Source organism: Streptomyces sp. NPDC006012 (genome assembly GCF_042871185.1).
GTDB lineage: Bacteria > Actinomycetota > Actinomycetes > Streptomycetales > Streptomycetaceae > Streptomyces.
Window position 1 is genome coordinate 253,562 of sequence record NZ_JBIAIE010000004.1, and the last position, 24,992, is coordinate 278,553.

General features: G+C 70.5%; 20 protein-coding genes, 2 tRNA genes and 1 pseudogene. 7 read left to right on the forward strand and 16 right to left on the reverse strand.

Features of this window, described 5'->3' with window-relative positions; translation table 11 throughout:
• Positions 1 to 27: 27 nt before the first annotated feature.
• The 4 genes from ACFYPJ_RS10610 to ACFYPJ_RS10625 all read right to left on the reverse strand — a co-directional run bounded on the left by ACFYPJ_RS10610 (position 28) and on the right by ACFYPJ_RS10625 (position 5,603).
• Positions 28 to 101, reverse strand: a tRNA-Met gene (locus tag ACFYPJ_RS10610).
• Positions 102 to 307: 206 nt separating this feature from the next.
• The gene (locus ACFYPJ_RS10615) at positions 308 to 2,284 is read right to left on the reverse strand and encodes a tetratricopeptide repeat protein (protein ID WP_389013566.1); all 1,977 of its coding nucleotides are present in this window, start codon (positions 2,282 to 2,284) and stop codon (positions 308 to 310) included.
• A gap of 225 nt (positions 2,285 to 2,509) precedes the next feature.
• Positions 2,510 to 2,583 (reverse strand) — tRNA-Met (locus ACFYPJ_RS10620).
• Between the two features lie 50 nt (positions 2,584 to 2,633).
• Positions 2,634 to 5,603, reverse strand: coding sequence for a UPF0182 family protein (locus tag ACFYPJ_RS10625; RefSeq protein WP_389014021.1), 2,970 nt, complete (start codon positions 5,601 to 5,603; stop codon positions 2,634 to 2,636).
• Between the two features lie 175 nt (positions 5,604 to 5,778).
• On the opposite strand from ACFYPJ_RS10625, the gene ACFYPJ_RS10630 reads away from it, so the two are divergent.
• Complete coding sequence (locus ACFYPJ_RS10630; protein ID WP_389013569.1) at positions 5,779 to 6,324, forward strand: PPA1309 family protein; 546 nt, start codon at positions 5,779 to 5,781, stop codon at positions 6,322 to 6,324.
• A 213-nt stretch (positions 6,325 to 6,537) separates the two neighbouring features.
• Here ACFYPJ_RS10630 and ACFYPJ_RS10635 read toward each other — a convergent pair whose 3' ends face one another.
• The 3 genes from ACFYPJ_RS10635 to ACFYPJ_RS10645 form a co-directional block, all read right to left on the reverse strand.
• On the reverse strand, positions 6,538 to 7,635 hold the full coding sequence (locus ACFYPJ_RS10635) for a PDZ domain-containing protein (protein ID WP_389013571.1): 1,098 nt from the start codon (positions 7,633 to 7,635) through the stop codon (positions 6,538 to 6,540).
• A 469-nt stretch (positions 7,636 to 8,104) separates the two neighbouring features.
• Positions 8,105 to 8,563, reverse strand: a complete 459-nt coding sequence (locus ACFYPJ_RS10640; protein WP_389013574.1) for a molybdenum cofactor biosynthesis protein MoaE — start codon at positions 8,561 to 8,563, stop codon at positions 8,105 to 8,107.
• A gap of 109 nt (positions 8,564 to 8,672) precedes the next feature.
• Entirely contained in the window at positions 8,673 to 9,785 is a 1,113-nt protein-coding gene (locus ACFYPJ_RS10645) for an SDR family oxidoreductase (protein ID WP_389013577.1), read from the reverse strand.
• Between the two features lie 192 nt (positions 9,786 to 9,977).
• Between ACFYPJ_RS10645 and ACFYPJ_RS10650 the strand changes: the two genes are divergently transcribed.
• Together ACFYPJ_RS10650 and ACFYPJ_RS10655 are read left to right on the forward strand one after the other, a co-directional pair.
• Positions 9,978 to 11,432, forward strand: a complete 1,455-nt coding sequence (locus tag ACFYPJ_RS10650; RefSeq protein ID WP_389013579.1) for a zinc-dependent metalloprotease — start codon at positions 9,978 to 9,980, stop codon at positions 11,430 to 11,432.
• Positions 11,429 to 11,950, forward strand: coding sequence for an NUDIX hydrolase (locus ACFYPJ_RS10655; RefSeq protein WP_389013582.1), 522 nt, complete (start codon positions 11,429 to 11,431; stop codon positions 11,948 to 11,950). Before ACFYPJ_RS10650 ends, ACFYPJ_RS10655 begins: the two co-directional genes overlap by 4 nt.
• Before the next feature lie 149 nt (positions 11,951 to 12,099).
• On the opposite strand, the gene ACFYPJ_RS10660 is transcribed toward ACFYPJ_RS10655, so the two are convergent.
• The 4 genes from ACFYPJ_RS10660 to ACFYPJ_RS10675 form a co-directional block, all read right to left on the reverse strand.
• Positions 12,100 to 12,855 carry an AIM24 family protein gene (locus tag ACFYPJ_RS10660; RefSeq protein WP_389013585.1) on the reverse strand — a complete coding sequence of 252 codons (756 nt, stop codon included), beginning with the start codon at positions 12,853 to 12,855 and terminating at the stop codon, positions 12,100 to 12,102.
• Positions 12,856 to 12,870: 15 nt separating this feature from the next.
• Complete coding sequence (locus ACFYPJ_RS10665) at positions 12,871 to 13,551, reverse strand: AIM24 family protein (RefSeq protein ID WP_389013588.1); 681 nt, start codon at positions 13,549 to 13,551, stop codon at positions 12,871 to 12,873.
• An 11-nt stretch (positions 13,552 to 13,562) separates the two neighbouring features.
• Entirely contained in the window at positions 13,563 to 15,302 is a 1,740-nt protein-coding gene (locus ACFYPJ_RS10670) for a TerD family protein (protein ID WP_389013591.1), read from the reverse strand.
• A gap of 138 nt (positions 15,303 to 15,440) precedes the next feature.
• Positions 15,441 to 16,037 carry a M48 family metallopeptidase gene (locus tag ACFYPJ_RS10675; protein ID WP_389013594.1) on the reverse strand — a complete coding sequence of 199 codons (597 nt, stop codon included), beginning with the start codon at positions 16,035 to 16,037 and terminating at the stop codon, positions 15,441 to 15,443.
• Positions 16,038 to 16,310: 273 nt separating this feature from the next.
• Between ACFYPJ_RS10675 and ACFYPJ_RS10680 the strand changes: the two genes are divergently transcribed.
• Complete coding sequence (locus tag ACFYPJ_RS10680; protein ID WP_389013597.1) at positions 16,311 to 17,525, forward strand: TOMM precursor leader peptide-binding protein; 1,215 nt, start codon at positions 16,311 to 16,313, stop codon at positions 17,523 to 17,525.
• On the forward strand, positions 17,518 to 18,888 hold the full coding sequence (locus tag ACFYPJ_RS10685; RefSeq protein WP_389013600.1) for an ABC1 kinase family protein: 1,371 nt from the start codon (positions 17,518 to 17,520) through the stop codon (positions 18,886 to 18,888). Before ACFYPJ_RS10680 ends, ACFYPJ_RS10685 begins: the two co-directional genes overlap by 8 nt.
• Positions 18,889 to 19,241: 353 nt before the next feature.
• On the opposite strand, the gene ACFYPJ_RS10690 is transcribed toward ACFYPJ_RS10685, so the two are convergent.
• From ACFYPJ_RS10690 to ACFYPJ_RS10705, 4 genes are all read right to left on the reverse strand, one after another.
• Complete coding sequence (locus tag ACFYPJ_RS10690) at positions 19,242 to 19,565, reverse strand: hypothetical protein (RefSeq protein ID WP_389013604.1); 324 nt, start codon at positions 19,563 to 19,565, stop codon at positions 19,242 to 19,244.
• Positions 19,562 to 19,930, reverse strand: coding sequence for a WhiB family transcriptional regulator (locus tag ACFYPJ_RS10695; protein ID WP_389013607.1), 369 nt, complete (start codon positions 19,928 to 19,930; stop codon positions 19,562 to 19,564). Before ACFYPJ_RS10695 ends, ACFYPJ_RS10690 begins: the two co-directional genes overlap by 4 nt.
• A gap of 172 nt (positions 19,931 to 20,102) precedes the next feature.
• Positions 20,103 to 20,426 (reverse strand): hypothetical protein, encoded by a 324-nt coding sequence (locus tag ACFYPJ_RS10700; RefSeq protein WP_389014024.1) that lies wholly within the window; start codon positions 20,424 to 20,426, stop codon positions 20,103 to 20,105.
• A gap of 173 nt (positions 20,427 to 20,599) precedes the next feature.
• Entirely contained in the window at positions 20,600 to 22,795 is a 2,196-nt protein-coding gene (locus ACFYPJ_RS10705; RefSeq protein WP_389013610.1) for an ATP-dependent DNA helicase UvrD2, read from the reverse strand.
• Between the two features lie 228 nt (positions 22,796 to 23,023).
• Here ACFYPJ_RS10705 and ACFYPJ_RS10710 point away from each other — a divergent pair, with 228 nt between their 5' ends.
• On the forward strand, positions 23,024 to 23,281 hold the full coding sequence (locus tag ACFYPJ_RS10710) for a mycoredoxin (protein ID WP_128127492.1): 258 nt from the start codon (positions 23,024 to 23,026) through the stop codon (positions 23,279 to 23,281).
• 100 nt (positions 23,282 to 23,381) lie between these two features.
• Positions 23,382 to 23,610 (forward strand): annotated as a pseudogene (locus ACFYPJ_RS10715) (aminoglycoside phosphotransferase family protein); the annotation flags it as partial.
• A gap of 407 nt (positions 23,611 to 24,017) precedes the next feature.
• Here the strand turns inward: ACFYPJ_RS10715 and nudC are convergent.
• Positions 24,018 to 24,962, reverse strand: a complete 945-nt coding sequence (gene nudC, locus ACFYPJ_RS10720; RefSeq protein WP_389013613.1) for an NAD(+) diphosphatase — start codon at positions 24,960 to 24,962, stop codon at positions 24,018 to 24,020.
• Positions 24,963 to 24,992 lie beyond the last annotated feature (30 nt).

The window sequence follows — 24,992 nt, forward strand, 5'->3', positions numbered from 1 at the left end:
GATGGGATTCCGGCCCCTCAGTTTCAGTAGCGGGGACAGGATTTGAACCTGCGACCTCTGGGTTATGAGCCCAGCGAGCTACCGAGCTGCTCCACCCCGCGTCGGTGAACACAACACTACGTGAGGGATCAGCTGGGAGGCAAATCGATTCCCGTGGCCCGTACGCGGGGCGCCGGGAGCCGATTCCGGCGCCTGGACAACAGGGCCACCGCGAACCGACTCACCCGCCCACCCCGCACGGCCCGCTCCCCCGGCATGGCCCGCCCACCCCGCACGGCCCGCCCACGCGACGCGGCACGCTGCCCGCCTACGCGGACAACTCCTCCCGCAACGCGTCCCTGAGCCGGGCGGCCCGTTTCGAGACCTCCGCCGGGCCCAGCGTCACCGCTCGGTCGGCCCAGCGCTGCCCCTCCACCAGGTCGCCCCGGCGGGCGCAGACGAGCGCCAGCCGCAGCGCCGCCCGGCCGTGACCGGCGTCGGCGGCCCGGGTCCACCACACCGCGGCCTCCGGCTCGCTCCCCTCCCGGGCCAGCAGCAGACCCAGATTGAACGCCCCGTTACGGGAGCCCGCCTCGGCCGCCTCCCGGTACCAGCGCGCCGCCTCCACGACGTCGCCGCGCGCGGCGGCCAGCATCCCGACCCGTACCTGCGCACGCCGGTGCCCCTGGGTGGCCGCCCGCTCGTACCACTCCTCGCACTCGGTCTTCTCGTGCAGCGACTCGCCCAGCTCGTGCGCGGGGGCCGGTGGCCGTCGGGCGTCCAGCAGGGCGGCCAGCCGGTACGCCGCCTCCGCGCTTCCGGCACCCGCCGCGGAGCGCAGATACCGCTCCGCGTCCTGCTCGTCCCCCTCCCGCAGCCGGGCGATCCCGACCTGCAACGCCGCCTCCGTGTGCCCGGCCGCCGCCGCCTGCTCGTAGCACCGCAGCGCCACCCGCTCCGCGCCCCGTCCGGCGTACAGGATCCCCAGGTTGAACGCGGCGTCCACGCTGCCCGACTCCGCCGCCTTGGAGAACCAGGGCTCCGCGCCGCTCGTGTCGCCGCCCTGCAACAGCAGGACCGCCAGCGCGTTCGCCGCCTCCCGGTGTCCGGCGTACGCGGCCCGCCGGTACCACTGCTCGGCCTGTCCGATCCGCCCCTGCCCGGCGCAGAGCAGCCCGAGGTTGTACGCGCCGTTGTCGTCCCCCGCCTCCAGCGCCGTCCGGTACCACCGCTCGGCGGTCTGCGGCTGACCACGCTCGGCGTACAGCGCGCCCAGCGCGTTCGCCGCGTTGCCGTCGCCGTCCTGCGCGGCCCGCAGCCACCACACCACCGCGCTCTCGGTGTCCCCGGCGTCCCGCAGCAGGAACCCGAGCGCACAGGCGGCCCGCGCCTCACCGTCCTTGGCGGAGGTCAGGTACCAGCGCCCGGCCTCCTTGAGTTCGCCCCGTCTCTCCAGGATCGCCCCGAGCTGCAGCGCGGCACGGCGGTGTCCGCGCGCGGCGGCCTGCCGGTACCACTGCTCGGCCTCGCCCTGGGCCGGCGCCCCGGAACCGCTCCCCCTCCTGGGGTCCTCCTCGCCTCCCGCGGCGCGGTCCAGCGTGCGTGCGAGCCGGTACGCCGCCTCGCGGTGCCCCCGCTCGGCGGCGGCCCGCATCCACTGTTCGGCCCCGCTCACGCCGCGGTGTTCCAGCAGGTCGGCGAGCGCGTACGCGCCCAGCACATGGCCCTGTTCGGCGGACTGGCGCAGCCAGTACTCGGCGGCCGGCTCGTCGCCGCGCTCGCGGTGGTGGCGGCCGAGTGCGTGCGCGGCGGCCGATGAACCGGCGACGGCGGCGATCCGCCACCACCCGGCGGCCTCGTCGGGGTATCCGCGCTGGTACAGGAGGACGCCGAGATTGTTGGCCGCGGCGCGGTCACCGGCGGCGGTGGCGGCACGCAGCTGGGGTTCGGCTGCGTCGAGATCGCCGCGGCGCAGCAGCATGGCCCCGAGGACGCTCATCGCCTCGACGTCGCCGGCCTCCGCGGCCAGCCGTCGACGCGCCTCCTCGGCGACCTCACCCGCCTCACCCGCTTCGCCTGCCTCACCGGTTACGCCGCTCACGTCACGGCCGGTGGACGGTACGACACCGGAAGACGGCTCGGGACCGACGGACCGTCCGACACCGGCCGGTTCCACGACACCGACCGGCTCCACGATGCCGGCAGGCTGCCCGTGGCCGGCGGAATGCACGAGGTCGGCAGACTGCCCAAAGTCGGCAGGCTGCGCAAAACGCCCTGTCTCCAACAGACTTGCCTTGTCCCCCATAACGTCCATCGTCGCACCACCTACACCCGGGGTACACCCCGGTATACCGCACCCCGTGAGGTCACTTCAGCGTTTTGTCGACATGCCCACAGAACGACAAGTCAAACACACATCTGCCAACCCCTCACGGCGGCACGGCGAGCGGCGCGTCGGGACATGCGTTCGCCGCGCATGCGCACACGTCGAAGGCCCGGATCCTTAAAGGATCCGGGCCTTCGACTTCAGTAGCGGGGACAGGATTTGAACCTGCGACCTCTGGGTTATGAGCCCAGCGAGCTACCGAGCTGCTCCACCCCGCGCCGTGTTCAGTAACCATAGCACGGAGATCACGGCGCGGGGTGCTTCTTGATCAGCCGCCCGGACTCGGGCTGCCTCCGGGACTCGGACTGCCGCCCGGACTCGGGCTGCCGCTCGGACTCGCTTCACCGGCCCCGCCGTTGCCGTTCTTGCTGCCGCCGTTCGCGCTGTCGGCTCTGGCCTGCGCCTCATCGGCCCGCCGGAGCGCGGACTCAAGGTCCTTCTGCGCCTTGCCGTAGGCCGTCCAGTCGTTGTTCTTCAACGCCTCCTGGCCTGCGTCGAAGGCCTTCTGAGCATCCTGCAGCGCTTGCTTGACCGTCGGATCGGACGATGTCGGCGGTGGATTGGCCGTGCCGGTGTCCGGCGGCGGAGTCGAAGCCTTCGCTCCGAACACCACGTTCAGAGCCTCGTCGAGGTTGTCCTCGAAGGCCGTCTTGCCTCCGTAGGTCACCAGAACCTTGCGCAGCAGCGGGTACTTGAGTCCGCCACCGCGTACGTAGACGGGCTCCACGTACAGCAGGCCGTCGTCCAGGGGCACCGTCAGCAGATTGCCGTACTCGACCTCGGAATCGCCGCCCTTGAGCAGTTTGATGGTCTGGGCGATGTTCTCTTCGGAGTTGAACTGGCTCTGCACCTGTTTGGGCCCGTCGACCGTCGTGCTCGTCGGCAGTTTCAGGATTCTGATCTTGCCGTAGTCCGGCGTGCCCGCCTCCGCGTCGACCGACATGAAGGCGCTGAGGTTGTCCCGGCCGTTGGGCGTGAACGTCGTCGACAGCGAGAACGCCTGCGACGCCTGGTCGGGCATCCGCATGCTCAGGTAGTACGGCGGCACCGCGTCGCCCGACTGGTTGGTCGGGTCGTCCGGGACCTGCCACACCTCGCTGCCGGTCAGGAACGTCTGCGCGTCCGTGACGTGGTAGCGGGTGAGCAGTTCGCGCTGCACCTTGAACAGGTCCTGCGGATAGCGCAGGTGCGCCATCAGGTCCTTCGAGATCGCAGACTTGGGCTCGACGGTGCCGGGGAACGCCTTCCTCCAGGTCTTCAGGACCGGGTCCTTGCTGTCCCACTCGTAGAGCTTGACCTCGCCGGTGTACGCGTCGACGGTCGCCTTCACCGAGTTGCGGATGTAGTTGACCTGGTTCTGCTGGGCCACCACCGCGCGCGAGTTGTTGGTCGCGGTCAGCGAGTCGGCCGTCGTGTCACCGAGGGTCGTACGCGAGGAGTACGGGAAGCTGTCCGTCGTCGTGTACGCGTCGACGATCCACTGGATGCGCCCGTCCACGACCGCCGGATAGGCGTCGCCGTCGATCGTCAGCCAGGGGGCCACCGCCTCGACGCGCTCCTTGGGCGTGCGGTTGTACAGGATCCGCGAACCGTCGCCGATCGCACCCGAGTAGAGGATCTGCGGCTCGTTGAACGTCACCGCGTACGCGGCGCGGTTGATCGGATTGGAGAGGCTGACCCCGCTCTTGCCCTGATAGCTGGTGGTCTTCTCCCCGTTGTCGTCGGAGTAGTCGATCTCCTTCTGGGGACCGCCGACGATCGAGTACGTGCCGGTCTTCTCGCCGTAGTAGATCCGCTGCTCATAGGTGCCGAGGTCGCCCTTGGACGGCAGGTCGGACTCGGTGAAGACCGGGCGCCCCCCGGAGTCGACCTCGGTGCCCTTGGCGGCGACCAAGCCGAAGCCGTGGGTATAACGGAAGTGGTCGTTGATCCAGTTGTTCTTCGGGATGCCGGCCAGGTTCAGTTCGCGCAGGCCGATGACGGTGTCCTGCTCCTTGCCGCCCTCGGAGTACCGGTCGACGTCGAGGTTGGTGGGGAACGCGTAGTAGTTCCACATCTGCTGGAGCTGCTGGAACGTCGGCGAGACGATGTTCGGGTCCATGATCCGGATGCTCGCCGTGGAGTCGACGTCGTTGCGCAGCTTCTCCTTGTCCGTGGTGCTGCTCGTGCCGTCGTAGTCGGTGACCTTGGCGTCGCCGATGCCGTACGCCTCACGGGTCGCCGTCAGGTTCTTCTGGACGTAAGGCGCTTCCTTGGCCTGCTCGTTGGGCTGGACCTGGAACTTCTGCACGATGGCCGGGTACAGGCCGCCGATGAGGATCGCCGAGAGGACCATCAGGCCGAAACCGATGAGGGGCAGTTGCCAGGTGCGCCGCCACAACGTGGCGAAGAACAGCAGCGCGCAGATGACGGCGATGCAGAACAGGATCGTCTTGGCCGGCAGGTAGGCGTTCGCGTCGACGTACCTGAGGCCGGTCCAGTTGCCGGTGGCCTTGAAGTCGCTGGACTTGACGGCCAGTCCGTACCGGTCGAGCCAGTAGGCGACCGCCTTCAGGGCGACGAAGATGCCGATCAGCACCGAGAGGTGCCCGGTGGCCGCGGCGGTGGCGCGCGCGCCCGGGCTGGTGACACGCAACCCGCCGTACAGGTAGTGGGTGAGCGCGGCGGCGACCACGGACAGGACCACGGCGGCGAAACCGAAGCCCAGCAGGAAGCGGTACCAGGGCAGGTCGAAGGCGTAGAAGGAGACGTCGAGGTGGAACTGCGGATCCGTCTGGTGGAAGGGCACTCCGTTGACCCACATCAGCCAGGTGCGCCACTGGCTGGCCGCGGACGCGCCGGCGATCAGGCCCACCAGGGCGGTCACGCCGAACAGAAGCCACTTCTTGAAGGGCGCGATGCCCATGCGGTACCGGTCGAGGCTCTGCTGCTCCATGGACATCGCGCTGAGCGGAGGCCGCAGCCGGTGCGCGAGCCAGATGTTGAAGCCGACCGCGATCGCCATCAACAGACCGAAGACGAAGAACAGTCCGATCTTCGTCCACAGTGTGGTGGTGAACACGGACGAGTAGTGCACCGACCGGTACCACAGCCAGTCCGTCCAGAAGCCCGCGAACATGGTGAACGCCATGCCGAGGACGGCAAGGACGCCCAGTGTCATGAGCACGGTCCGGACGCGCCGGGACGGGCGGCCCGCTCTGATCCGTGGCCCCGTCGGGCCTCCGCCGCGGTCCGGCATCTGGAATGCCAAGGTGCGCACCTCGAAGTTCGGTGTCGGTTCGATGTCGTTGCGTCGGGCCCCCGGGTTCGCGGACCGTCCGGTGGGCCCGCGGATCGCGGGCCCACACCTATGCAACTTACTCACCGTTTAAGCGGTTCCCGATTCCAGCTGGGAACGAGGCAGGATTGTGACCATGTCCAACACTCCCATGGCAGCGAACCCGCTCACCCGGGCCGTACTCGAAATCGACGAGTACGTATCCGGCCTCGGCTGGGACCAGCCCGCTCGCCTCTTCGCCCTCGTCGACACGGCGCGGCTGCGGGCCGAGGAACCCGCGCTCGCCACCCAGCTCGACCTGCCGGACGCGCCGGAGACCCCCTCCGGGCTCACGCCGATCGAGCAGGACGAGATCCCCGCGAGCAAGCCGCTCGACGACTTCCTCGGCACCATCGCCTGGCCCGACGCCGTGGCCGGCTGCGCACTCACGGTGGAGCGTCTGATGCTGCCGCCGTCCGTCGAGGCCCAGGTCCCGCAGGGGCTGGACGGCGCGAAGCTGACGGCGTGGGTGGCGAACCACCCCGAGCGCCAGGAGGTCCGGATGACGGTCGCGGTCCTGCGCGACGGCACCCGTGAGTCGGCCCTGCGGCTGCGCGAGAAGGACACCGCGACGGAGGTGCTCACCGGCCCCGCCCTGGTGCCGGGCCTGGCGGACGCGCTGACGGCGACGTTCGCGGACTGACGACGGCGTTCGGGGGCCTGCGGCGACGACCGCCGGATGACGCTCCCGACCGAGAATCGACGACGCGACCTGCGAGGGCCGGCCCGGGCTGCCGGACCGGCCCCTGGGGGACCCCTGCCGGTCAGGCACGTCCCCGGCGTGTCGGATACCTGTACGCCTACGTCTGCTTCACTGCCGGCTCTGCCCGGTGCGTGGGGTGCGGGGTGCGGCCGCTCAGCCCTTGGCCATGCACTTCGGCAGGGCGGCCGTGTCCCCGTTGCGGATGTCGGCCAGGGCGCCCAGGGCGTCCTTCATGGTCTTGACCTTCACGAGGGTCAGCCCGCTCGGGGTGTCCTTGGCCGCCGCGGCGCAGTTGTCCGCGGGCGTCAGGAAGTACTGGGCACCCTTGTCGCGGGCCCCGACGGTCTTCATATCGATGCCGCCGATCGGGCCGACCTTGCCGTCGTCGTCGATCGTGCCGGTACCGGCGACGAACTTGCCGCCGGTGAGGTCGCCGGGGGTGAGCTTGTCGTAGATGCCGAGCGAGAACATCAGACCGGCACTCGGCCCGCCCACGTCGGCGAGCTTGATGTCGATGGTGAACGGGAAGGTGTGGTCGGTCCCCGCGGAGATCCCCACGATGGCGCGCTCGGGCCCGGTGTCCGCGGACTTCTTCGTGGTGATCGTCACCTCCTGGGTGGCGGTCGGCTTCCGGTGCTGCTTCTCGGCGGCGGCCTGTTCCTTGGCCGGGATGATCGTGAAGACGGCGTCCTGCCCGGGCTTGTGCTTGGTCACCAGTTCCGCGACGTCGGACGGCTGCTTCACGGGAGTGCCGTCCACGGCCTTGACCACGTCACCGGCGTGCAGCCGGCCCTCGGCGGGAGAGTCCTTGACGACGGTGGAGACGATCACCCAGGACTGCACCGGGACGCCCAGTTCCTTCAGGGCGGCGACCTTCGCGCTCTCCTGGGACTGACTGAACTCCTCGGCGTTCTCCTGGGTGGACTGCTCCTCGGTCTGGCCCTCCGGGTAGAGCGTGTCGTGCGGCACGACCTTCTCGTCGTGCGCCAGCCAGCCGTAGACGGCCTCGACCAGGTTCATCTTGTAGTCGGCGCTGGTGACCCGGACCGTGGTCATGTTGAGGTGGCCGGTGGCCGGATATGTCTGGTGACCGGAGATCTGCAGCACCGGCTCGCCGTCGTGCTCCCCCAGGGTGTTCACCGTGGGTCCCGGGGACATCTCCGAGTACGGGACGGAAAGGAGCACACCCGCGCACAGGAGCGCGATCAGCATCAAGGTGGAGGCGAGCATCGTCGCGGTGCGGCGTGGCATGCTCCGACACTACGGGACGTCACTGTCAGCACAGCGTCAGGGCACCCCGCCCAGGATCCGCCCCCACCCGGGGTCTCACGAACCGGAGTGCGACCTCTCCATCGCCGCGCAGAACCGCGCATAGCCGTCCAGTTCGGGCCCGTCACTACGCGTCTTCCGGGTCCGATTGGCCCAGCTTCCCCACAGACCAGCGCCTATCGCGGCGACAAGCGGAATCAGCAACCAGGCAAGCACCGCCATGCCGACCTCCCAACCCCATGACCGTCCGCAACTTACTGATCAGCAGATTAACCATGCGCACTGACAACGCTCACGCCAGGGGTACGGTTACGCAACCGGAAGCTGCTCGGCAGTCGCGCCCCGTAGTCCGGGGACCGAACGGGACGTAGGCCGGGGACCGAACGCGCCGCATGCGAGGGCGAAGAATCTCCGCCGGCACCGTGCTGGTCCGGGGGCCGCCGTGCCGCGGCTATGCGCCCACCCACTCCTCGGTACCGTCGGAGAACGTCTGGTGCTTCCAGATCGGCACCTCGTGCTTCAGGTCGTCGATCAGCTTGCGGCAGGCCTCGAAGGCCTCCGCCCGGTGCGGGCAGGCCACCGCGACCACGACGGCGAGATCACCGATGCCGAGATCCCCCACCCGGTGCACCGCGGCAAGCGCCCGGACCGGGTACTCCGCGACGACCTTCTCGGCGATCCGGCGCATCTCGGCCTCGGCGCTGGGATGGCACGAGTATCCGAGCCGGTCGACGTCGGTGCCCCCGTCGTGGTTGCGCACCGTTCCCACGAACAGGGCGATACCGCCCGCCGCGGCGTCGCCCACTGCCTGGAACACCTCGTCCACGGAGAGCGCGGCCCGGCGGATGCCGATGAGCCTGATGGGATCCTGAGCCGCCTGCTCGCCGGGGTGAGCGTTCATGGGTTCCATGGGGCCATCGTGCCGCACCACGCGGAGAACCCGGAAGCGCGGGTTCGCGCGGTACGCGCGCGTACCGGTCGTCCACACGTCCAGAGCCTCCGCAGCGGGCGGGATCCGGTCAGATCCGCCGCCGTGCCTTGCGCGCCCGCCGGACCACGGCGGCCGCGCCCAGCAGGGCGACCGTCGCACCCGCGGCGCCCGCCGCGGTCGCGTCCTTGCGGCCGAGGCGCCGCCCGGCCACGGTGTGCCGCCCGGAGACCTCGTCCAGCAGTTCGGCGAGCACCTCCTCGTTGGTCCACCGGGGCCGCCATCCGGCATCGTGCAGCCGGCTCCCGCTGACCACCCAGGGGTACATCGTGTACGCCAGGTCCCCGGCCGGCGACGGAGTGAGCCCGATCCGGTGCAGCCGGGCCGCCGCCCCCAGGGCGACGGCCGACGGCAGCTCCATCCGCCGGATCCCGCTCAGCTCCTCGACCTCCTCCTGCTCCAGCCAGCCGTCGCACCCCACGGCCAGTTCCCCGTCGACCTTCTCCAGGACGGCGTACTCCAGCGCGCCGCACAGGTCCTCGACGTGGCAGAACTGCCAGGCGGGCCGGGAACCGGCCACCACGAGCAGCCGCGGCGACTCGAAGTACCTGGTCAGTGCCGTGTCGGTGCCGCCGACCAGGACGGCCGGCCGCACCACGGTGACGTTCAGCCCGGGATGCGCCCGCGGCGCGCGCCGGGCCAGCCGCTCGATCTCCAGCAGGTCCCCCACCCCGGTCGCCTCCGCGGTCGCCTTCAGTTCCGCGTCCTCCGAGAGGGGCAGTTCGTTGTCCGGCAGCGCCCCATAGACCATCGCGGAGGTGCACAGCACCACTCGGTGCACGCCGGCCGCCGCGGCCGCGGTCAGCACGGTCTGCGTGCCGCGCACGTTGTACGCCGTACGGGCCACCGCGTCGGTCTCCAGATCCAGGTCCAGCGCGAGGTGGACGACCACGTCCGCGCCGCGCAGCCGGTCCGCGATGGCCGGGTCCCGTACGTCGAGGATGTGCCACTGGGCCGCCGCGCACTCGCCGCGCCGCTCGTCGATCGCGACGACCTGCTTGACCTCATCGGACGCGGCGAGCCGCGCGGTGAGCAGCGCGCCGACCCCGGTCGCGGCGCCGGTGACCGCGACGACGGGCCCGCGCATGGCGGGTGGGGTTGCGTGGTTTCGCGCTGCGCGAACCTGCGGATCTGGGGAACTCACCAGGCGTCTCCAGCGGTTGTCTTCAGTACGTACCCGTAGGACGCGTACGTACCAGGTGGCATCCATCCTGCCGCAGGCCGACAGTCGGCGAAGCACCGAGGCCCGATCGGGTCTTGGTGTCTACGCTGGGTGGTGTTGTCGGGCAGCCGCGCCGTCGGAGACAACCGGCGGCCTTACCAGCCGAGGAATCCCGTGAGTGACACCCCATTCGGATTCGGCCTTCCGCCGGAGGAGCCGGAGAACGGCGACGAGGGCAAGAAGAAGGACCAGCAGAGCGGTGGTGAGCAGGGACCGGCCAACCCGTTCGGTTTCGGGCTGACCGGAGCCGGCGGCTTCGGCGGCCCGGGCGGCGACAATCCGTTCGCTGCCATGTTCGGTTCGCTGAACCCCACCGACCTGGGCGCCGCGTTCCAGCAGCTGGGCCAGATGCTCTCCTACGAGGGCGGCCCGGTGAACTGGGACATGGCCAAGCAGATCGCCCGCCAGACGGTCTCGCAGGGCACCCAGGACGGCGTCAAGGACGCGAGTGTCGGCCCCGCCGAGCGCTCCGCGGTCCAGGAGGCGGTGCGCCTGGCCGACCTGTGGCTGGACGACGCGACGTCCCTGCCGTCCGGTGCCGGCACCGCGGTGGCGTGGAGCCGCGCGGAATGGGTCGAGGCCACCCTTCCGGCCTGGAAGGAACTGGTCGACCCGGTCGCCGAGCGGGTCGGCGCGGCCATGGGCGACGTCCTGCCGGAGGAGATGCAGGCCATGGCGGGCCCGCTGATCGGCATGATGCGCTCGATGGGCGGCGCCATGTTCGGCACACAGATCGGGCAGGCCGTCGGCGTGCTCGCGGGCGAGGTCGTCGGCTCCACCGACATCGGCCTGCCGCTCGGCCCGGCGGGCAAGGCCGCGCTGCTGCCGCTGAACATCGAGGCGTTCGGCAAGGACCTGGGCGTCCCCAAGGACGAGGTGCGGCTCTATCTCGCGCTGCGCGAGGCGGCCCACCAGCGCCTGTTCGCGCACGTGCCGTGGCTGCGCTCGCACCTGTTCGGCGCGGTCGACGGGTACGCGCGCGGGATCAAGGTCGACACGGCCAAGCTGGAGGACGTCGTCGGCCAGTTCGACCCGCAGAACCCGGAGCAGTTGCAGGACGCCCTCCAGCAGGGCATGTTCCAGCCGGAGGACACGCCCGAGCAGAAGGCCGCTCTGGCGCGTCTGGAGACGGCGCTGGCGCTCGTCGAGGGCTGGGTGGACGCGGTGGTGCACACGGCCGCGAAACCGCGCCTGTCGTCCGCTGACGCCCTGCGCGAGACGCTGCGCCGCCGTCGTGCCACGGGCGGGCCGGCCGAGCAGACCTTCGCCACGCTGATCGGTCTTGAGCTGCGTCCCCGCAGGCTGCGGGACGCCTCCCGGCTGTGGGCGTCCCTCACGGACGCGCGCGGTGTCGACGGGCGGGACGCCCTGTGGGCCCATCCGGACATGCTGCCGACAGCGACCGACCTGGACGACCCGGACGGCTTCGTCCACCGGGAGCAGCTGGACTTCTCCGAGCTGGACAAGATGCTCGGCGAGGCGGCCGGCGGTCCGGCAGAAAAGCCGAACCTGAAGAAGGGCGACGCGAAGGACGACGCCGACGGCGCAGAGGGTGACGGCACCGAGTGAGTCTTCACGACGACGCGGTCCTCGTACTGAAGGCGTACGAGGACCAGGGAGAACTGCGCCAGTCCTATCTGGACCACCTCTCGGTGCACCCGGACGGCATGTGGAAGGCCTGCACCGCGGGGCATGTGACGGCGAGCGCCCTGGTGATCGATCCCGAGCGCGGGAGGGCGCTGCTCACGCTGCACAGGAAGCTGCGGATGTGGCTCCAGATGGGCGGTCACTGCGAGCCGGGGGACGTGTCGCTGGCAGCGGCGGCGCTGCGCGAGGCCACCGAGGAGTCCGGCATCGCCGGGCTCACCCTGCTGCCGGGCGGTCCGGTCCGCCTGGACCGGCATGCCATCCCGGCGCCCTGCCACTGTCACTTCGACGTCCAGTACGCGGCTCTGGCAGCACCGGGCGCGGCACACGCGATCAGCGACGAATCCCTCGACGTGCGCTGGTTCGGGTACGACGAGGTGGCCGAGGTGGCGGACATGTCGGTCGTCCGGCTGCTGACGGCCGCCCGCGCGCGTCTGTGAGCGCGGCCCGCGCGTGACGCGGGCCGCGGCGTCTCGCGCCGCACGCGCCCCGTGCGGCGGGAAAGGCGCAGGAGACTGCCCCAGGAAACGGGCGCCCCGGAACACATCGGCCCACGGGCCTTGTGCCCGTCGGCGCCCCGCGCCGGCGCTCAGCTCCAGACGTTCCCCTGGTTCTGTCCGTACGCCCCCTGCTGGCCCATGCCGAACTGTGCGGCGATGCCCGAGCCGATCGCTGCATGCTGCGGCGGCAGCAGTTCGCTGGGCTGCACGAGCGCGTAACCGCTGCCCATGAAACTCAGCTCCCAGCCCTCACCGGTGTTGCCCCGGCGCCGCCACACACCGGAGGAATGCGTCTGGGCCTGCATCTGGACGCGCAGGCCCGTGGACCAGGCGACGATCGCGTCGGCGTCGCAGTTGACGTACCGGTCGGGTGTCACCTGCATCATGAGCGGCACGCCCGAGGTCATGAGCGCGACCCGGCCGCGGCCGGTGATGTTGAGCTGGTACTTCCCGGACCCCGAGATGCCGTACAGGCTGTCCACGGCGATGACCTCGTAGTGCAGGGAGGAGTCCAGGGCGAGGACGTAGCTGCTGTCGACCGTCAGGCCCTCCCGCTCGACGTCGACCACATGGACGTACTGGGCGAGGTTGGCGAAGAAGACCGTGCCCTGCCCGTGGCAGCGCATCAGGTCCAGGCCCTCCCCGGTGTACGCACGCGCGTGTGCCTGGCCGGTGCTGCGGTACTCGGCGTCGAACTCGACGAGGCCCTGGTAGGCGACCATCGTGCCCTTGCGGGCGAGGACGTCGTCGTGGCCCTCCAGATTGACCCGGAGCAGCTGCTTGTTCTGCAGGCTCCAGCGCTCCTGGGTCTGCTGGTCGTTGTAGGCGAAAAGCGGGCTCTGCATGGCTCTTGGTCCCCCTCAGCTCCGGATCCGGAGGCGGTCGGTGCTGTCCTCGCTGGGTTGGACGACGACGATGCCCTGACCGGAGAAGGCCATCTGGAACGCCTCGCCGCTGCCCCGGCCGATCAGCGACTGCGCCTTGAAACTCCGCTTGCCCTTGACCTTGAGGTTCGGGGACCACGCGACGAGCGCGTCCGGGTCCACGTACGTCTCGTCCTCGCCACCGCCGCAGTCGACGACGATCGGCGTGCCCCGGGAGGTCAGGGCGACCCAGCCCTGCCCGGAGATCCTGGTGTTCCACAGGCCCTGTCCGGCGAACTTCGCGAGCCCCTTGACCCGCTCCACGCCCCAGGACAGCTGGGCGTCGAAGGCGAGCAGATTGGTGGCGTTGACGGAGATGCCGTCGCCGTCGAGGTTGATCACGACGACGTGCGCGCCGTAGTCGGCGAGGTAGAGCAGGCCGTCGCCGGAGCACTTCATCAGCGGCGTGCCCTCGCCGGTGACCCAGTCACGGGCGATCTGGCGGACGGCCGGCGGGTTGGGCTCGTACTGGACGAAGCCCTCGTAGGCGACCATGGAGCCCACGCGCGCGAGGAGGTCGTTCCCGGTCTGCAGGGCGACCTTCAGCATGTGGTCGCCGTGGTTCTCCATGCGGGCGGTGACCGGTGCGGGGGCGTAGCCCGCGAGCGGCTGGTTCATGACGGACTCCCTCAGACCTCGTACGGCTGGACGACGATGAAGTTGCCGGGTGCGCCCCGGAACTGCAGGTTGACGCCTTCGCCGGTGTCGCCCGGGTAGGCGTTGCGGCGCATGCGGACCTGGCTGGAGACGATCACCTGGGAGGCGGCCGACCAGGCGACCACCGCGTTGGAGTCGGCGAACGTGGTCGGGGTGACGGGCAGGACGACGGGCGTGCCGTGCGTCTTGACGATCACGGTGCCGGTCCCCTGGAACTGCATCGTGAACAGGGCTCCGCCGGGAATGCCGTGTCCCTCGATGCGCCGGACCTCGTACTGGAGGCTTTCGTCGAAGGCGAGGACGTTCTCGGAGGAGACGCAGATCGCGTCGCCCTGGAGTTCGACGGGGTGGAGTCGGGTGGCCTCCTCGGCGAGGAACACCTGGCCCCTTCCGGTGCAGCGCATCAGCTGCATCTCCTGGCCGGTGGCATTGCCCACGATCCGGCCGGCGAAGCCCGCGCCCTTGTAGCTGAAGTCGACCTTGCCCTGGTAGAGCACCATGCTGCCCTGCCGGGCCAGCACGGGCTGGTCGCCGATGCCGAGGTCGACCCGGATGAGCTTGCTGTTCTGCTGGGTCCAGCGCTGCCCGGTGGCCGTCTCCTTGAACTGCTGGAGCGCCGCGGTCACCCCGGCGGCGCCCTGGGGCGCTGTCCGCGGCACGGCGTAGGCCGCGGTCTGCGCGCCGGGAACCTGGCCGAGCGGGGGCTGCTGCCCGTAGCCGGGGGGCGGAGTCGGCTGCCCGTAACCGGGTGGCGGAGCGGGGTGGCCGTAACCGGGTGGTGCAGCGGGGGCGGGCGGGGCCGGGGGCTGGCCGTAGCCGGGCGGCAGGGGTGCGCTCGGAGTGCCGGGCGGGCCGTAGGGCGCGGGGGCCGGGGGCGGCACGGTGCCGCCGGGCGGCGCGGCCAGGGGGGCGGCGACGGTCGGCGCGGCATACACGTCGGGCGCCGGGGCGGAGGGCGGGTGCGGCGTGACACCCGGCGGGGGTGTGAAGCCCTGCGGGGCGGGAGCCGGTGCGGGGGCCGGGGCGGGCGCGGGTGTCTGAGCCGTGGCGGCCGGAGCCGGGGCGGACGCGTGGGCCGGGGCCGCCGGGACGCCGAACGCGGGCGGGGCGGAGGTCTGGGCGGGCGGGGCGAAGCCGGGAACGGCGCCGGCCTGCGACTGCTGCGAGGCATCCTCGGGAGCCTCCTCCAGCACCTCACCGCCGAAGTTCTTCAGCAGCGCTTCGAGACCGCCGTCAAAGCCCTGGCCGACGGCCGCGAACCGCCACACGTCCTTCAGGTAGAAGTCGCCCAGCATCACGGCCCGTTCGGTGGAGAATTCCGATCCGTCGAACGCGTAGCGGGCCACCTCCTCGCCGCCCGCCACGATGCGGATGTATCCGGGCTGGACCTGCGACATCTGCCCGGCGCCGTCGATGGTCGCCGTGAACGACAGCTTCTGGATCTGCGACGGGATCCGCTCCAGCGTGACCCGGAAGGACTCCGTGTCCCCCGCCTGGGCACCCAGCAACTGGATGGACTCCTCAGGGGACTTCGGCTGGTTGAAGAAAATGAAGTACCGGTCGTCCGAGAGGCGTTCGTCGACGTCGAGACCGAAACAGCTGATGTCGAAGCTCAGTCCTGGGGCGGAGATCTGCACCCCTACGTACAGATCCGTGCCCGCGGTGAGCTCGTTGATCCTTGCCTTGTGGCCGCGCTGGAATTCCCTGACCATGCGTAACGACCGTCCCCCATCCCGGATACAAGTGCGTCGCGCCAGGCTAACGGCAAACTCCGACATCGGACGAAGCCGGTAGGGACCCGGTGCACAACCGCCTTCCGGGACGCGGCGGGGGCCGCTCCGGAGGTCCGTTCACTCGTCCTGCACGCCGGGTCCATGCGGCAGCCGGTCCGCCGCGGCCACCCCTTCCAGGTAGCCGCGCGCCCGCTCGGTCCGCGGGTATGCCTCCAGCAGCCGCCAGAACCGCGGCCCGTGCCCGGGCACCAGCAGATGCGCGAGTTCATGACAGAGCACGTAGTCGATGACGTACTCGGGCATGCCCTGGAGGCGGTGCGAGAGCCGGATGCTGCCCTCGGCGGGGGTGCAGGAACCCCATCGCGTGTTCTGATTGGTGACCCAGCGTACCGAGGCGGGCCGGGCCCGGCCCTCGAAGTACTGGTCCGACAGCCGCTGGGCCCGCTCGGACAGTTCCGCGTCGCCCAGCACCCGCCGGTTCTCCTGGGCGGCGAGTTTGTCGAGCATGAGGGTCACCCAGCGTCGCTCCTCCGCCTCGGACATGCGGGCGGGGATCAGCACGACGGTGCGATCTCCCTCGCGGTACGCGGAGACCGTCCGGCGGCGCCGGGCGCTTCTGCGGACCTCGATCGCGCTCGTCCCCGAGCTGCTCGGCGGCTGACTCGTCGTGCTGCGCTGTGGCTTTCCGGCGCGGTGCGGTGGGTCGGCGGGCACGCCCTGACGTTACCCGCTGCACATGGGGGAAGTCCCGGGTCCGGGACGGATCAGTGCCGTTCCCCCACCATGCGTCTGATTTGTACGACGAATATCCACCACCTGTGGACAACTTTCGGCGGCGACTCGGTGCGGTGGGCATGCTGGCACTCGTCGGCGAGACATGACCGGTCCCGTCCGGCACAGGAGACACACAGGGAACTTTTCTGGATCTTGAGGAACAACGAGGAATCATCCAGTAACCAGGAATCACCGGGCAATACGGGGGAAAAGATGCATCCGATGATGAAGCCTGCGTTCCGCCGGGGCTGGCGCGACCTCAACACCGTGCAGTTCGGCATGACACCGGCGCACGCGCTGACACTGGGTCCGGTGGACACGGCGACAGGCAGTTTTCTGGAACTGCTCAACGGCACGCGGGGACTGCCGCTCCTGCGCGACGAGGGGCACCGGATGGATCTGCCCGGCAACCAGGTCGACGCGCTGGTCCGCCGGCTCGCCCGGGCCGGACTGCTCGACGACGCGCGCGGCGGCGGGCCGGCGGGCGCGGCCCTGCGGGAGAGGACAGACCTGCTCGACCGGCTGCGCCCCGATCTGGCGTCGCTCTCCCTGACGACCTCCGAGCCGGGTGACGCGATCGACCGCCTGGCCGCCCGCCGTTCTCTACGTGTACAGGTCAGAGGCGTCGGCCGGGTCGGCGCCGTCCTCGCCTCACTGCTGTCCGGCGCGGGGGTCGGCGAGGTCGACGTGCGCGACGGCGGCCAGGTCGAGCCGTGGGACGTCGCCCCGGGCGGGCTGTCGGCAGAGTCGGCGGGCGAGCGCCGGGACGAGGCCGCGCGGCAGGCGGTCCGCAGGGCGGCGCCCCACCGCCCACCGCGCCGCACCCGCACCTGGCCGTCCCCCGCCGAGGACCCCGGCTTCTCCCTGGTGATCCTCGCACCGCGCGACGACGTCCTCGTGCACACCCCGGACCCGGCCGCCGCCGAGCCTTTCCTGATCTCCGGAACACCCCACCTGTACTGCGGCGTCGTGGAGGCGACCGCGGTCGTCGGGCCGCTCGTCCTACCGGGCGAGACCGGTTGCGCCGGCTGTCTGCACCAGCACCGCACGGACCGGGACCCGGTCTGGCCCCGCCTGGTCGCGCAGTGGCGTTCCGGCCGGGCCCGTCCGGTGGCACCCTGCGACCTGGCGCTGGCGGCCACGACCGCCGGGCTGGCGGCCGCGCACGCGCTGGCCTTCCTCGACGGGGAGCCGCCGTCGAGCACGGGCGCACGCTGGGAGGCCGCGCTGCCGGGGCTGCAATGGCACGCGCGGCCCGTCCCACCTCATCCCGCATGCCCCTGCGGGGCCGCACGGCGAGGTAAGGAAGAACACGTCTCCACGCAGGGGGAACCACACGAGACAATGGGGGAGCATCGGCCGTCGACTGAGCAACGAGGCACCATGGACGCAGCGAGGCCGGCTGGGACTTGGAGGGCGCATGTCTGATCTTCCCCGCAAGGCGGTCACCCGGACCGCCAAGCTCGCCGCGCTCCCGCTCGGCTTCGCCGGCCGGGCGACCTGGGGCCTGGGCAAGCGGATCGTGGGCGAGTCCGCGGAGATCGTCGGCCGCGAGCTGCAACAGCGGACGGCGGAACAGTTGTTCAAGGTCCTCGGCGAGCTGAAGGGCGGTGCGATGAAGTTCGGGCAGGCCCTCTCGGTCTTCGAGTCGGCGCTGCCCGAGGAGGTCGCCGGCCCCTACCGGGCAGCCCTGACCAAGCTCCAGGAAGCGGCTCCCCCGATGCCCACCCGCACCGTGCACGCGGTCCTGGAGGCACAGCTCGGGGCGGACTGGCGCGAGCTGTTCTCCGAGTTCGAGGACAAACCGGCCGCGGCGGCTTCGATCGGCCAGGTGCACCGGGCGGTGTGGCGCGACGGCCGCGAGGTGGCGGTCAAGGTGCAGTACCCCGGAGCCGGCGAAGCCCTCCTGTCCGACCTGGGTCAATTGAGTCGATTTGCCCGCCTCTTGGGGCCTCTCGTTCCCGGCATGGACGTCAAACCGCTGATCTCCGAGCTGCGGGACCGCGTCTCCGAGGAGCTGGACTACGGGCTGGAGGCCCAGGCCCAGCAGGCACACGCGGACGAGTTCCGGGACGACCCGGACGTGGTGGTCCCGGCCGTCGTGCACCAGTGCGACCAGGTACTGATCACCGAGTGGATCGAGGGAATCCCGCTCTCCGAGGCGATCACGGACGGTACGCAGGAACAGCGGGACCGGGCCGGTCAGCTCCTGGCCCGCTTCCTCTTCTCAGGTCCGGCCCGCACCGGACTCCTGCACGCCGACCCGCACCCGGGCAACTTCCGTCTGCTCCCCGGCATCCCCGAGGACGAGGGCGAGTGGCGCCTGGGCGTGCTGGACTTCGGCACCGTCGACCGCCTCCCCGGCGGTCTGCCGACACCGATCGGCGACGCTCTGCGCATGACCCTGGACGGCGAAGCCGACGAGGTCTACGACATGCTCCGGGCCGAGGGCTTCGTCAAGGACTCCATAGAACTGGACCCGGACGCCGTCCTCGACTACCTCCTGCCGATCATCGAACCGGCCCGGGTGGACGAGTTCACGTTCACCCGCGCCTGGATGCGCAGCCAGGCGGCCCGGATCGCCGATCCCCGCTCCCCCGCCTACCAGCTGGGCAAGCAGCTCAACCTGCCGCCTGCCTACCTCCTGATCCACCGTGTGACGCTGAGCACCATCGGCGTCCTGTGCCAACTGGGCGCGACGGTGCGGCTGCGGGAGGAGCTGGATGAGTGGCTTCCCGGGTTCGGCCCCGAGGAGGACCCGACCGTGCAGGAGCCGGCCGCACAGGCGTGAGCCCGTTCACCACGAGGACGAGTCCAGCCGGCCCTCGATCGCTCTGAGGTGTTCCCGGGAGCAGCGGTCGCAGAAGTACTGACGGACACCGTTCTCCACCGAACAGGTCCAGGTCACGGGCTGGGGGGCGGCAGAGGGGGTGCCACAACGGGCGCACACGAGGGGATGGGGCGCCATGGTGGGGCCGCCGTGGTCACCGTCTTCGGAAAGACTCGTCACTCGGTGACGATAACTCCACGGCGGGGCTGGACGAGCGCAACGCACCGCAGGGGCCGGTCCGTTCGGACGGACCGGCCCCCGCGGGGAGGCTTCGCCTCCCTGGACCGGGAGGCCACCGCTTCAGGTGTGACCGGCTACTGCATCACTGCCATGGCGAGTGCACGGCGGGCGCGCAGCGAGGCGCGCTCGGCCCGGCGCTGCATCCGCCGGGCGGTCGCCAGGCGCAAGGCCCGGCGCTCCCGGTCGGCATCGTGCAGCCGGTCGTGCATATGCGCACGAGCCAGGGCTTCTGGGATGAGTTGCATCTCTCGGGTCCTGTTCTGACGCGAGTCGATCGCGCCGGTGGTGGTGAAATCCTGGGTCGCGAAGCCAGTGGGCTCGCTGGTTGACGGCTTCATCGGGGCCTGCTTCTTGGGGTCGAGCGTGAGGGGGCGATCGATGGTTCCCGGGATGTTCATGCCATGACCGGGTTCTTGCGCGGGCGGCCACGGGGCCGCTTCCGGGCGACGACGACACCCTGGACGAACAGCTCGCCGCCCCAGACGCCCCAGGGCTCACGCCGCTCCTTGGCACCGGCGAGGCATGCCTCGATCAGCGGGCAGGTACGGCAGAGGGACTTGGCGTACTCGACGTCCGCCGGCGACTCCGCGAAGAAGACTTCGGGGTCGTAGGAACGGCAGGGGACGGGTACGCCGAGGTTCTCGATGGCGTCGTCGAGCGCGGTGAGCGCAGTGAGCGGAATCAAGGCGGAGTCCTCCGTGGGGACGGGCGGGGAGATCGTTTCTGAAGGCGGTACGGACGGGGCGTGCGCTTCGAGTTGCACGGTTCGTCTTCCTCGTCTGGTCGGTCCGGTCTGGTTGACCGGGTTTCGGCTTGGTACCGGGTTCTTTTCCTGTCCCGAGGCCCCTTCGTTCCGTCGTCCCTGTTCGGGGAAAACAGAAGGGCCGCGGATCCCGGATGGGGTTCCGCGGCCCTGAAGGCGCCGGCCTGATCAATCAGGCTGGATCACTCCAGGGTTCTGGCCCACGGAAGGCCCACATCAGGTGGTGCTGCGTCGCCTGCTTCCGGAATCCGGCACCGGCCGCTGCAAAGGCATAGGTCTGCGCCTGTGCCGCCGCTGCTTCCAGTGCCTTGGTCGGTCGTTCGTTGCGCTCATTGACGGGAAGACCCGCGAGAGACACAGAGGACGCCGGCCGTGCGACACGAATGCCGGACAGACCGGTGGCCAGGGACGAGGCGCCGAGCATGCACGAGGAGACGGCCGAGCGATCGGTCAGTTTGGCCACGCTGACGGAATCGACACTGGTGCTGATGTTGATGGTGATCACTGGACTCGCCTCCTCTCGGCGTCTCGGGGACTGGGGTGAACCAGTCCGCTCAGATATGCAAGTAGAACACGGAATCAGTGCCTCCGAGAAGGCCGCTGTTTCCGTGCCTAGAACCTATGGGGATTGCCGGGCCATGCGCAAACTGTTTTTTCGACGAGTTCGCATCAGTCGCGTCCGCCTTCTTCCCCGACACTCCGGCCTGCGCAGATGGCCAGAACCTCGGCCCCGTAGAGCTTGAGCTTGCGGGCCCGGACGCCGGGGATCCGGGACAGCTCGGGATAGTCGTCGGGCACGGACTCGGCGATGGCCATCAGTGTCCTGTCGGTGAACACACAGAAGTCTGGCTGGCCGGTTCGCCGTGCCTGCTCCGCACGCCACTCGCGCAGCCGCTCGTAGATGCCCTCGTCCATGTCGGACGGGCAGCCGTCGCAGCGCATCAGTTTCATCTCGCCGGCATCGGTGAGCGTGCAGCCGCAGACCCGGCACCGGGCCGGGGTGCGCTGGGTACGCCGGGGCGCGGGCGCAACACCCGTCGCCGCGCCCCGCTCGACACCACCCGGGGCGCCGCCCGCCGAACGGCCGACCGTGCCCGTGGAACCGGGGCGCAGACCGTCGAGAAAACGGCTCGGTCTGCGGCTGGGACGACCGCCGGGGGACCGGGCGAGCGACCAGGAGACATACAGCCGCTCCCGCGCACGGGTCACACCGACGTAGAGGAGCCGGCGCTCCTCCTCGACCTGTTCGTCGGTCTTGGCGTAGCTGATCGGCATCATGCCCTCGGCGACGCCGGCCAGGAAGACGACGTCCCACTCCAGCCCTTTGGCCGCGTGCAGTGAGGCGAGGGTGACCCCCTGGACGGTCGGGGCGTGCTGGGCGTTCGCCCGCTCGTCGAGTTCCGCCACGAAGTCGCTCAGGGTGGCGCCTGCCCGGGCGGCCGCGAAGTCGTGCGCCAGACCGACCAGGGCCGCCAGGGATTCCCAGCGCTCCCGGACCGCTCCGGAGCCGGCCGGGGGCTCGCTGGTCCAGCCCTCCCCCGACAGGACCGCGCGCACCTGGGAGGGCAGGTCCACGGCGTCGTCCAGCAGCTCGTCGTTACCGCCGAAGCGGGCCGCGCCGCGCAGTTTGATACCCGCCTTGCGCACCTCGGGACGGTCGAAGAATCGCTCGGCACCCCGCAACTGGTAGGACACGCCAGCGTCGGCGAGGGCCTGCTCGTAGGTCTCGGACTGGGAGTTCGTACGGAACAGGATCGCGATCTCCGCGGCCGGAACCCCGCTGTCGATGAGTTCACGGATGCGGCGGGCCGCGCCCTCGGCCTCGGCGGGCTCGTCCGCGTACTCGGTGTGCACGGGCTCCGGGCCCGCGGCCCGCTGGGAGACCAGCTCCAGGCGGTGGTCGGCGGCCCGGCCGTGGGCCTGGGCGAGCAGGCCGTTGGCGAGGCGCACGACCTGGGGGGTGGAGCGGTAGTCGCGGACCAGCTTGACGACGGTGGCACCGGGATGGCGGACCCGGAAGTCGAGGAGGTGATCAGGGGTTGCCCCCGTGAACGAGTAGATCGTCTGACTGGCGTCGCCGACCACGCACAAGCTGTCCCGGTTGCCGAGCCACAGCTCCAGCAGCCGTTGCTGGAGGGGGCTGACGTCCTGGTACTCGTCGACGACGAAGTGCTGGTACTGGGCGCGGACCTGCTCGGCCACGTCGTGCCGGTCCTGCAGGATCGCGACCGCCAGCAGCAGGACGTCCTCGAAGTCGATGACCGAGCGGTCCCGCTTGAGGTCCTCGTACGCCGAGTAGAGCTGGGCGATCTCGGCGGCGTCACGGGGCGTCTCACGGCCGGCCTTGGCGACGGCGAGCGGATAGTCGCCGGGGATCGTCTGGGTGACCTTGGACCATTCGATCTCGGCAGTGACATCGCGCAGCTCGCCCCGGTCGAGGCGGATGCGGCAGGCGGCGGCCGCGTCCGCGACGAGCGAGGCCTTGCGGTCGACCAGCCGCGGCATGGCACCGCCGATCGCCTTCGGCCAGAAGAACTGGAGCTGACGCAGCGCGGCGGAGTGAAAGGTGCGGGCCTGGACACCCTGCGCGCCGAGCTGGCGCAGGCGGCCGCGCATCTCGCCGGCGGCACGGTTGGTGAAGGTGACCGCGAGCACGGTGGACGGCTGGAGTATGCCCGCCCGCACTCCGTAGGCGATGCGATGGGTGATCGCCCGTGTCTTGCCCGTGCCGGCCCCGGCCAGCACGCACACCGGGCCGTGCAGGGCGGTGGCCACCTCGCGCTGCTCGGGGTCGAGCCCTTCGAGCACCGCGTCGGCCGAGTCCGGTGCCTGCGGGAAGAGGGTGGAGTGCGTTGCTGCTGTCACACGGCCATGCTGCCAGGTCGCCGGAGACGCCTGAGGCGGTTGTCCACAGGCAGACCCTTGCAGTCGTATTAATGCGGCAGGAGCCGTGTCCGGTTAATGCGGCAGGAGCCGTGTCCGGCCGATGCGGCGGGGGTGTCCGGCCGGACACCCCCGGCGGGAATGCCGGCCCGATGACGTACGTTGCCCCAGCGGGCCACCTACCCCGAGTTGCCAGAGGAGCGCGACGAGATGCAGGGCACTGTGACGATGTACAGCACGACCTGGTGCGGCTACTGCCGTCGGCTGAAGAGTCAGATGGACCGGGAGGGCATCGCGTACACCGAGATCAACATCGAGCAGGATCCCGAGTCCGCCGCGTTCGTGGAGAAGGCGAACGGCGGGAACCAGACTGTGCCGACGGTTCAGGTAGTGCCCTCCAGCGGCGGGACTGAGGTCGTGATGACGAACCCGAGCCTTGCCCAGGTGAAGCAGGCGCTCGGCGTCTGACCCACATGACACACACGACCCCCGACCGGCCTGGCGCGGGATCGGGGGTCTTTTGCATGCCCGGCCTGTACGAGGCCGACCTGACGGTAGCGTGATCGACATGGCGGCCAGAGGTGAGGCGCTGGTCGGAGGCATGGCGAACGCGGAGGGCGGTCTTTCGCCGGGGTGGGTCGGTGGAACGCCCGGCACCGCACAACGCACATGCCCTCCATGCCCACCGCCTCGCGCTGAAAGAGCAGGGCTTCGACGCGACTCCGACTCCCGTGGGGCTCACCGCTGACGGTCGTGACCAGTTGGCCTTCACTCCCGGCGACGTAGCTCTGCCACCGTGTGCGAGGCGAACGGTAAGGGCCTGATCTCCTGCAAAGAGGGATTCGACGTTTCGCAGCCGTGGGGCAACCATCGCCAAGATCCTGGCAGTGGTCGCAGAGGCCCACGGCTCAGGACATCGCTCGTATCCGTGCGGTGGCAGGCGAGAGCACGACCCGGCTGCCGGACCCGAAGCCTCGGGGAGCCAGGTGGACGCCGACCACAGTGAGCCGTATTGGGCAGCCGCTCGCTGCTCGGGGAGTACGCACGTGCCGATGGCACTGTGGTCCGCGACGGTGACGGAACACCCGTCATGCGGTCTGAGCCGGTGCTGAACGAGGAGGCAGGCACGTCGACGTCGAGGGGTGGCGGTCCCGGCCGGACCGCCACCCCTTCGGTGTCTTGGACGCGCCGCTGCGCCCGGTTCTCAGACGAAGCTGCGGGTGGGCAACGGCTTGCCGTACCACAGTTCGATGAGGCGGGCGGCGATGGAGATGCCGTACGGCGGCTGCACCTCGCCGGACTCGAAGGCGGCCCGCAGTTCCTCGCGGGAGAACCAGCGCGCCTCGTGGATCTCGTCACCGTCGACCTCGATGGCGGTCGAGGTGGCGTGGGCCATGAATCCCAGCATCAGGCTGGACGGGAACGGCCAGGGCTGGCTCGCGACGTACTCGACCGGGCCGACGGTGATGCCGGCCTCCTCGAAGACCTCGCGGCGCACCGACTGCTCGATGGACTCGCCGGGCTCGACGAATCCGGCCAGCGTGGAGAAGCGGCCCTCGGGCCAGTGGACCTGACGGCCGAGCAGGATGCGGTCCTCGTCGTCGGTGACGGCCATGATCACGGCGGGGTCGGTGCGCGGGTAGTGCTCGGCGCCGCAGGCCGGGCAGCGGCGGATGTGTCCCGCGGCGGCGATCACCGTGCGCTCACCGCAGCGCGAACAGAAACGGTGGGTGCGCTGCCAGTTCTCCAGGCCGACCGCGTGCACCATCAGGCCGGCGTCGCGCGGCGACAGGAACAGACCTGCCTCGCGCAGCCCGGCCGGGCGGGCGGACTGGTCGATACGGCCGGGCAGCGAGTCCTTCTGGAGTGCGAAATAGCTCACCCCGTCCTCGTCGGTGCCCAGGAAGTAGCGGTGCGCCTCGGTGAGAGGGGCCTCGAAGGACGGGGTCATGACGAGTTCGGTGCGGCCGTCCGCCGTCTCGTCGATGAGGACCTGGCCGCCGGAGACCACGAAACAGCGGGTGGTGGGGTGACTCCACGCCGCCGCGAGCCATGCCTCGTCGAGGCGGTGGTGGGCGGCACGGTCGATGCCGCTGGGAGCGGTGAGCGAGATGGGTCGGTCGGCGGATTGGTCGGTCCAGGTGGTCACGGGTGCTTCCAACTCCCCCAGTGGAACGGT

Coding starts and splice junctions, on each gene's coding strand:
- ACFYPJ_RS10665 (WP_389013588.1), bottom strand. CDS start 13,551: ATGAACCAGCCGCTCGCGGGCTACGCCCCCGCACCGGTCACCGCCCGC.
- ACFYPJ_RS10685 (WP_389013600.1), top strand. CDS start 17,518: ATGTCTGATCTTCCCCGCAAGGCGGTCACCCGGACCGCCAAGCTCGCC.
- ACFYPJ_RS10630 (WP_389013569.1), top strand. CDS start 5,779: ATGTCCAACACTCCCATGGCAGCGAACCCGCTCACCCGGGCCGTACTC.
- ACFYPJ_RS10680 (WP_389013597.1), top strand. CDS start 16,311: ATGCATCCGATGATGAAGCCTGCGTTCCGCCGGGGCTGGCGCGACCTC.
- ACFYPJ_RS10615 (WP_389013566.1), bottom strand. CDS start 2,284: ATGGGGGACAAGGCAAGTCTGTTGGAGACAGGGCGTTTTGCGCAGCCT.
- ACFYPJ_RS10670 (WP_389013591.1), bottom strand. CDS start 15,302: ATGGTCAGGGAATTCCAGCGCGGCCACAAGGCAAGGATCAACGAGCTC.
- ACFYPJ_RS10635 (WP_389013571.1), bottom strand. CDS start 7,635: ATGCCACGCCGCACCGCGACGATGCTCGCCTCCACCTTGATGCTGATC.
- ACFYPJ_RS10710 (WP_128127492.1), top strand. CDS start 23,024: ATGCAGGGCACTGTGACGATGTACAGCACGACCTGGTGCGGCTACTGC.
- ACFYPJ_RS10625 (WP_389014021.1), bottom strand. CDS start 5,603: ATGCCGGACCGCGGCGGAGGCCCGACGGGGCCACGGATCAGAGCGGGC.
- ACFYPJ_RS10660 (WP_389013585.1), bottom strand. CDS start 12,855: ATGCAGAGCCCGCTTTTCGCCTACAACGACCAGCAGACCCAGGAGCGC.
- ACFYPJ_RS10640 (WP_389013574.1), bottom strand. CDS start 8,563: ATGGAACCCATGAACGCTCACCCCGGCGAGCAGGCGGCTCAGGATCCC.
- ACFYPJ_RS10690 (WP_389013604.1), bottom strand. CDS start 19,565: ATGAACATCCCGGGAACCATCGATCGCCCCCTCACGCTCGACCCCAAG.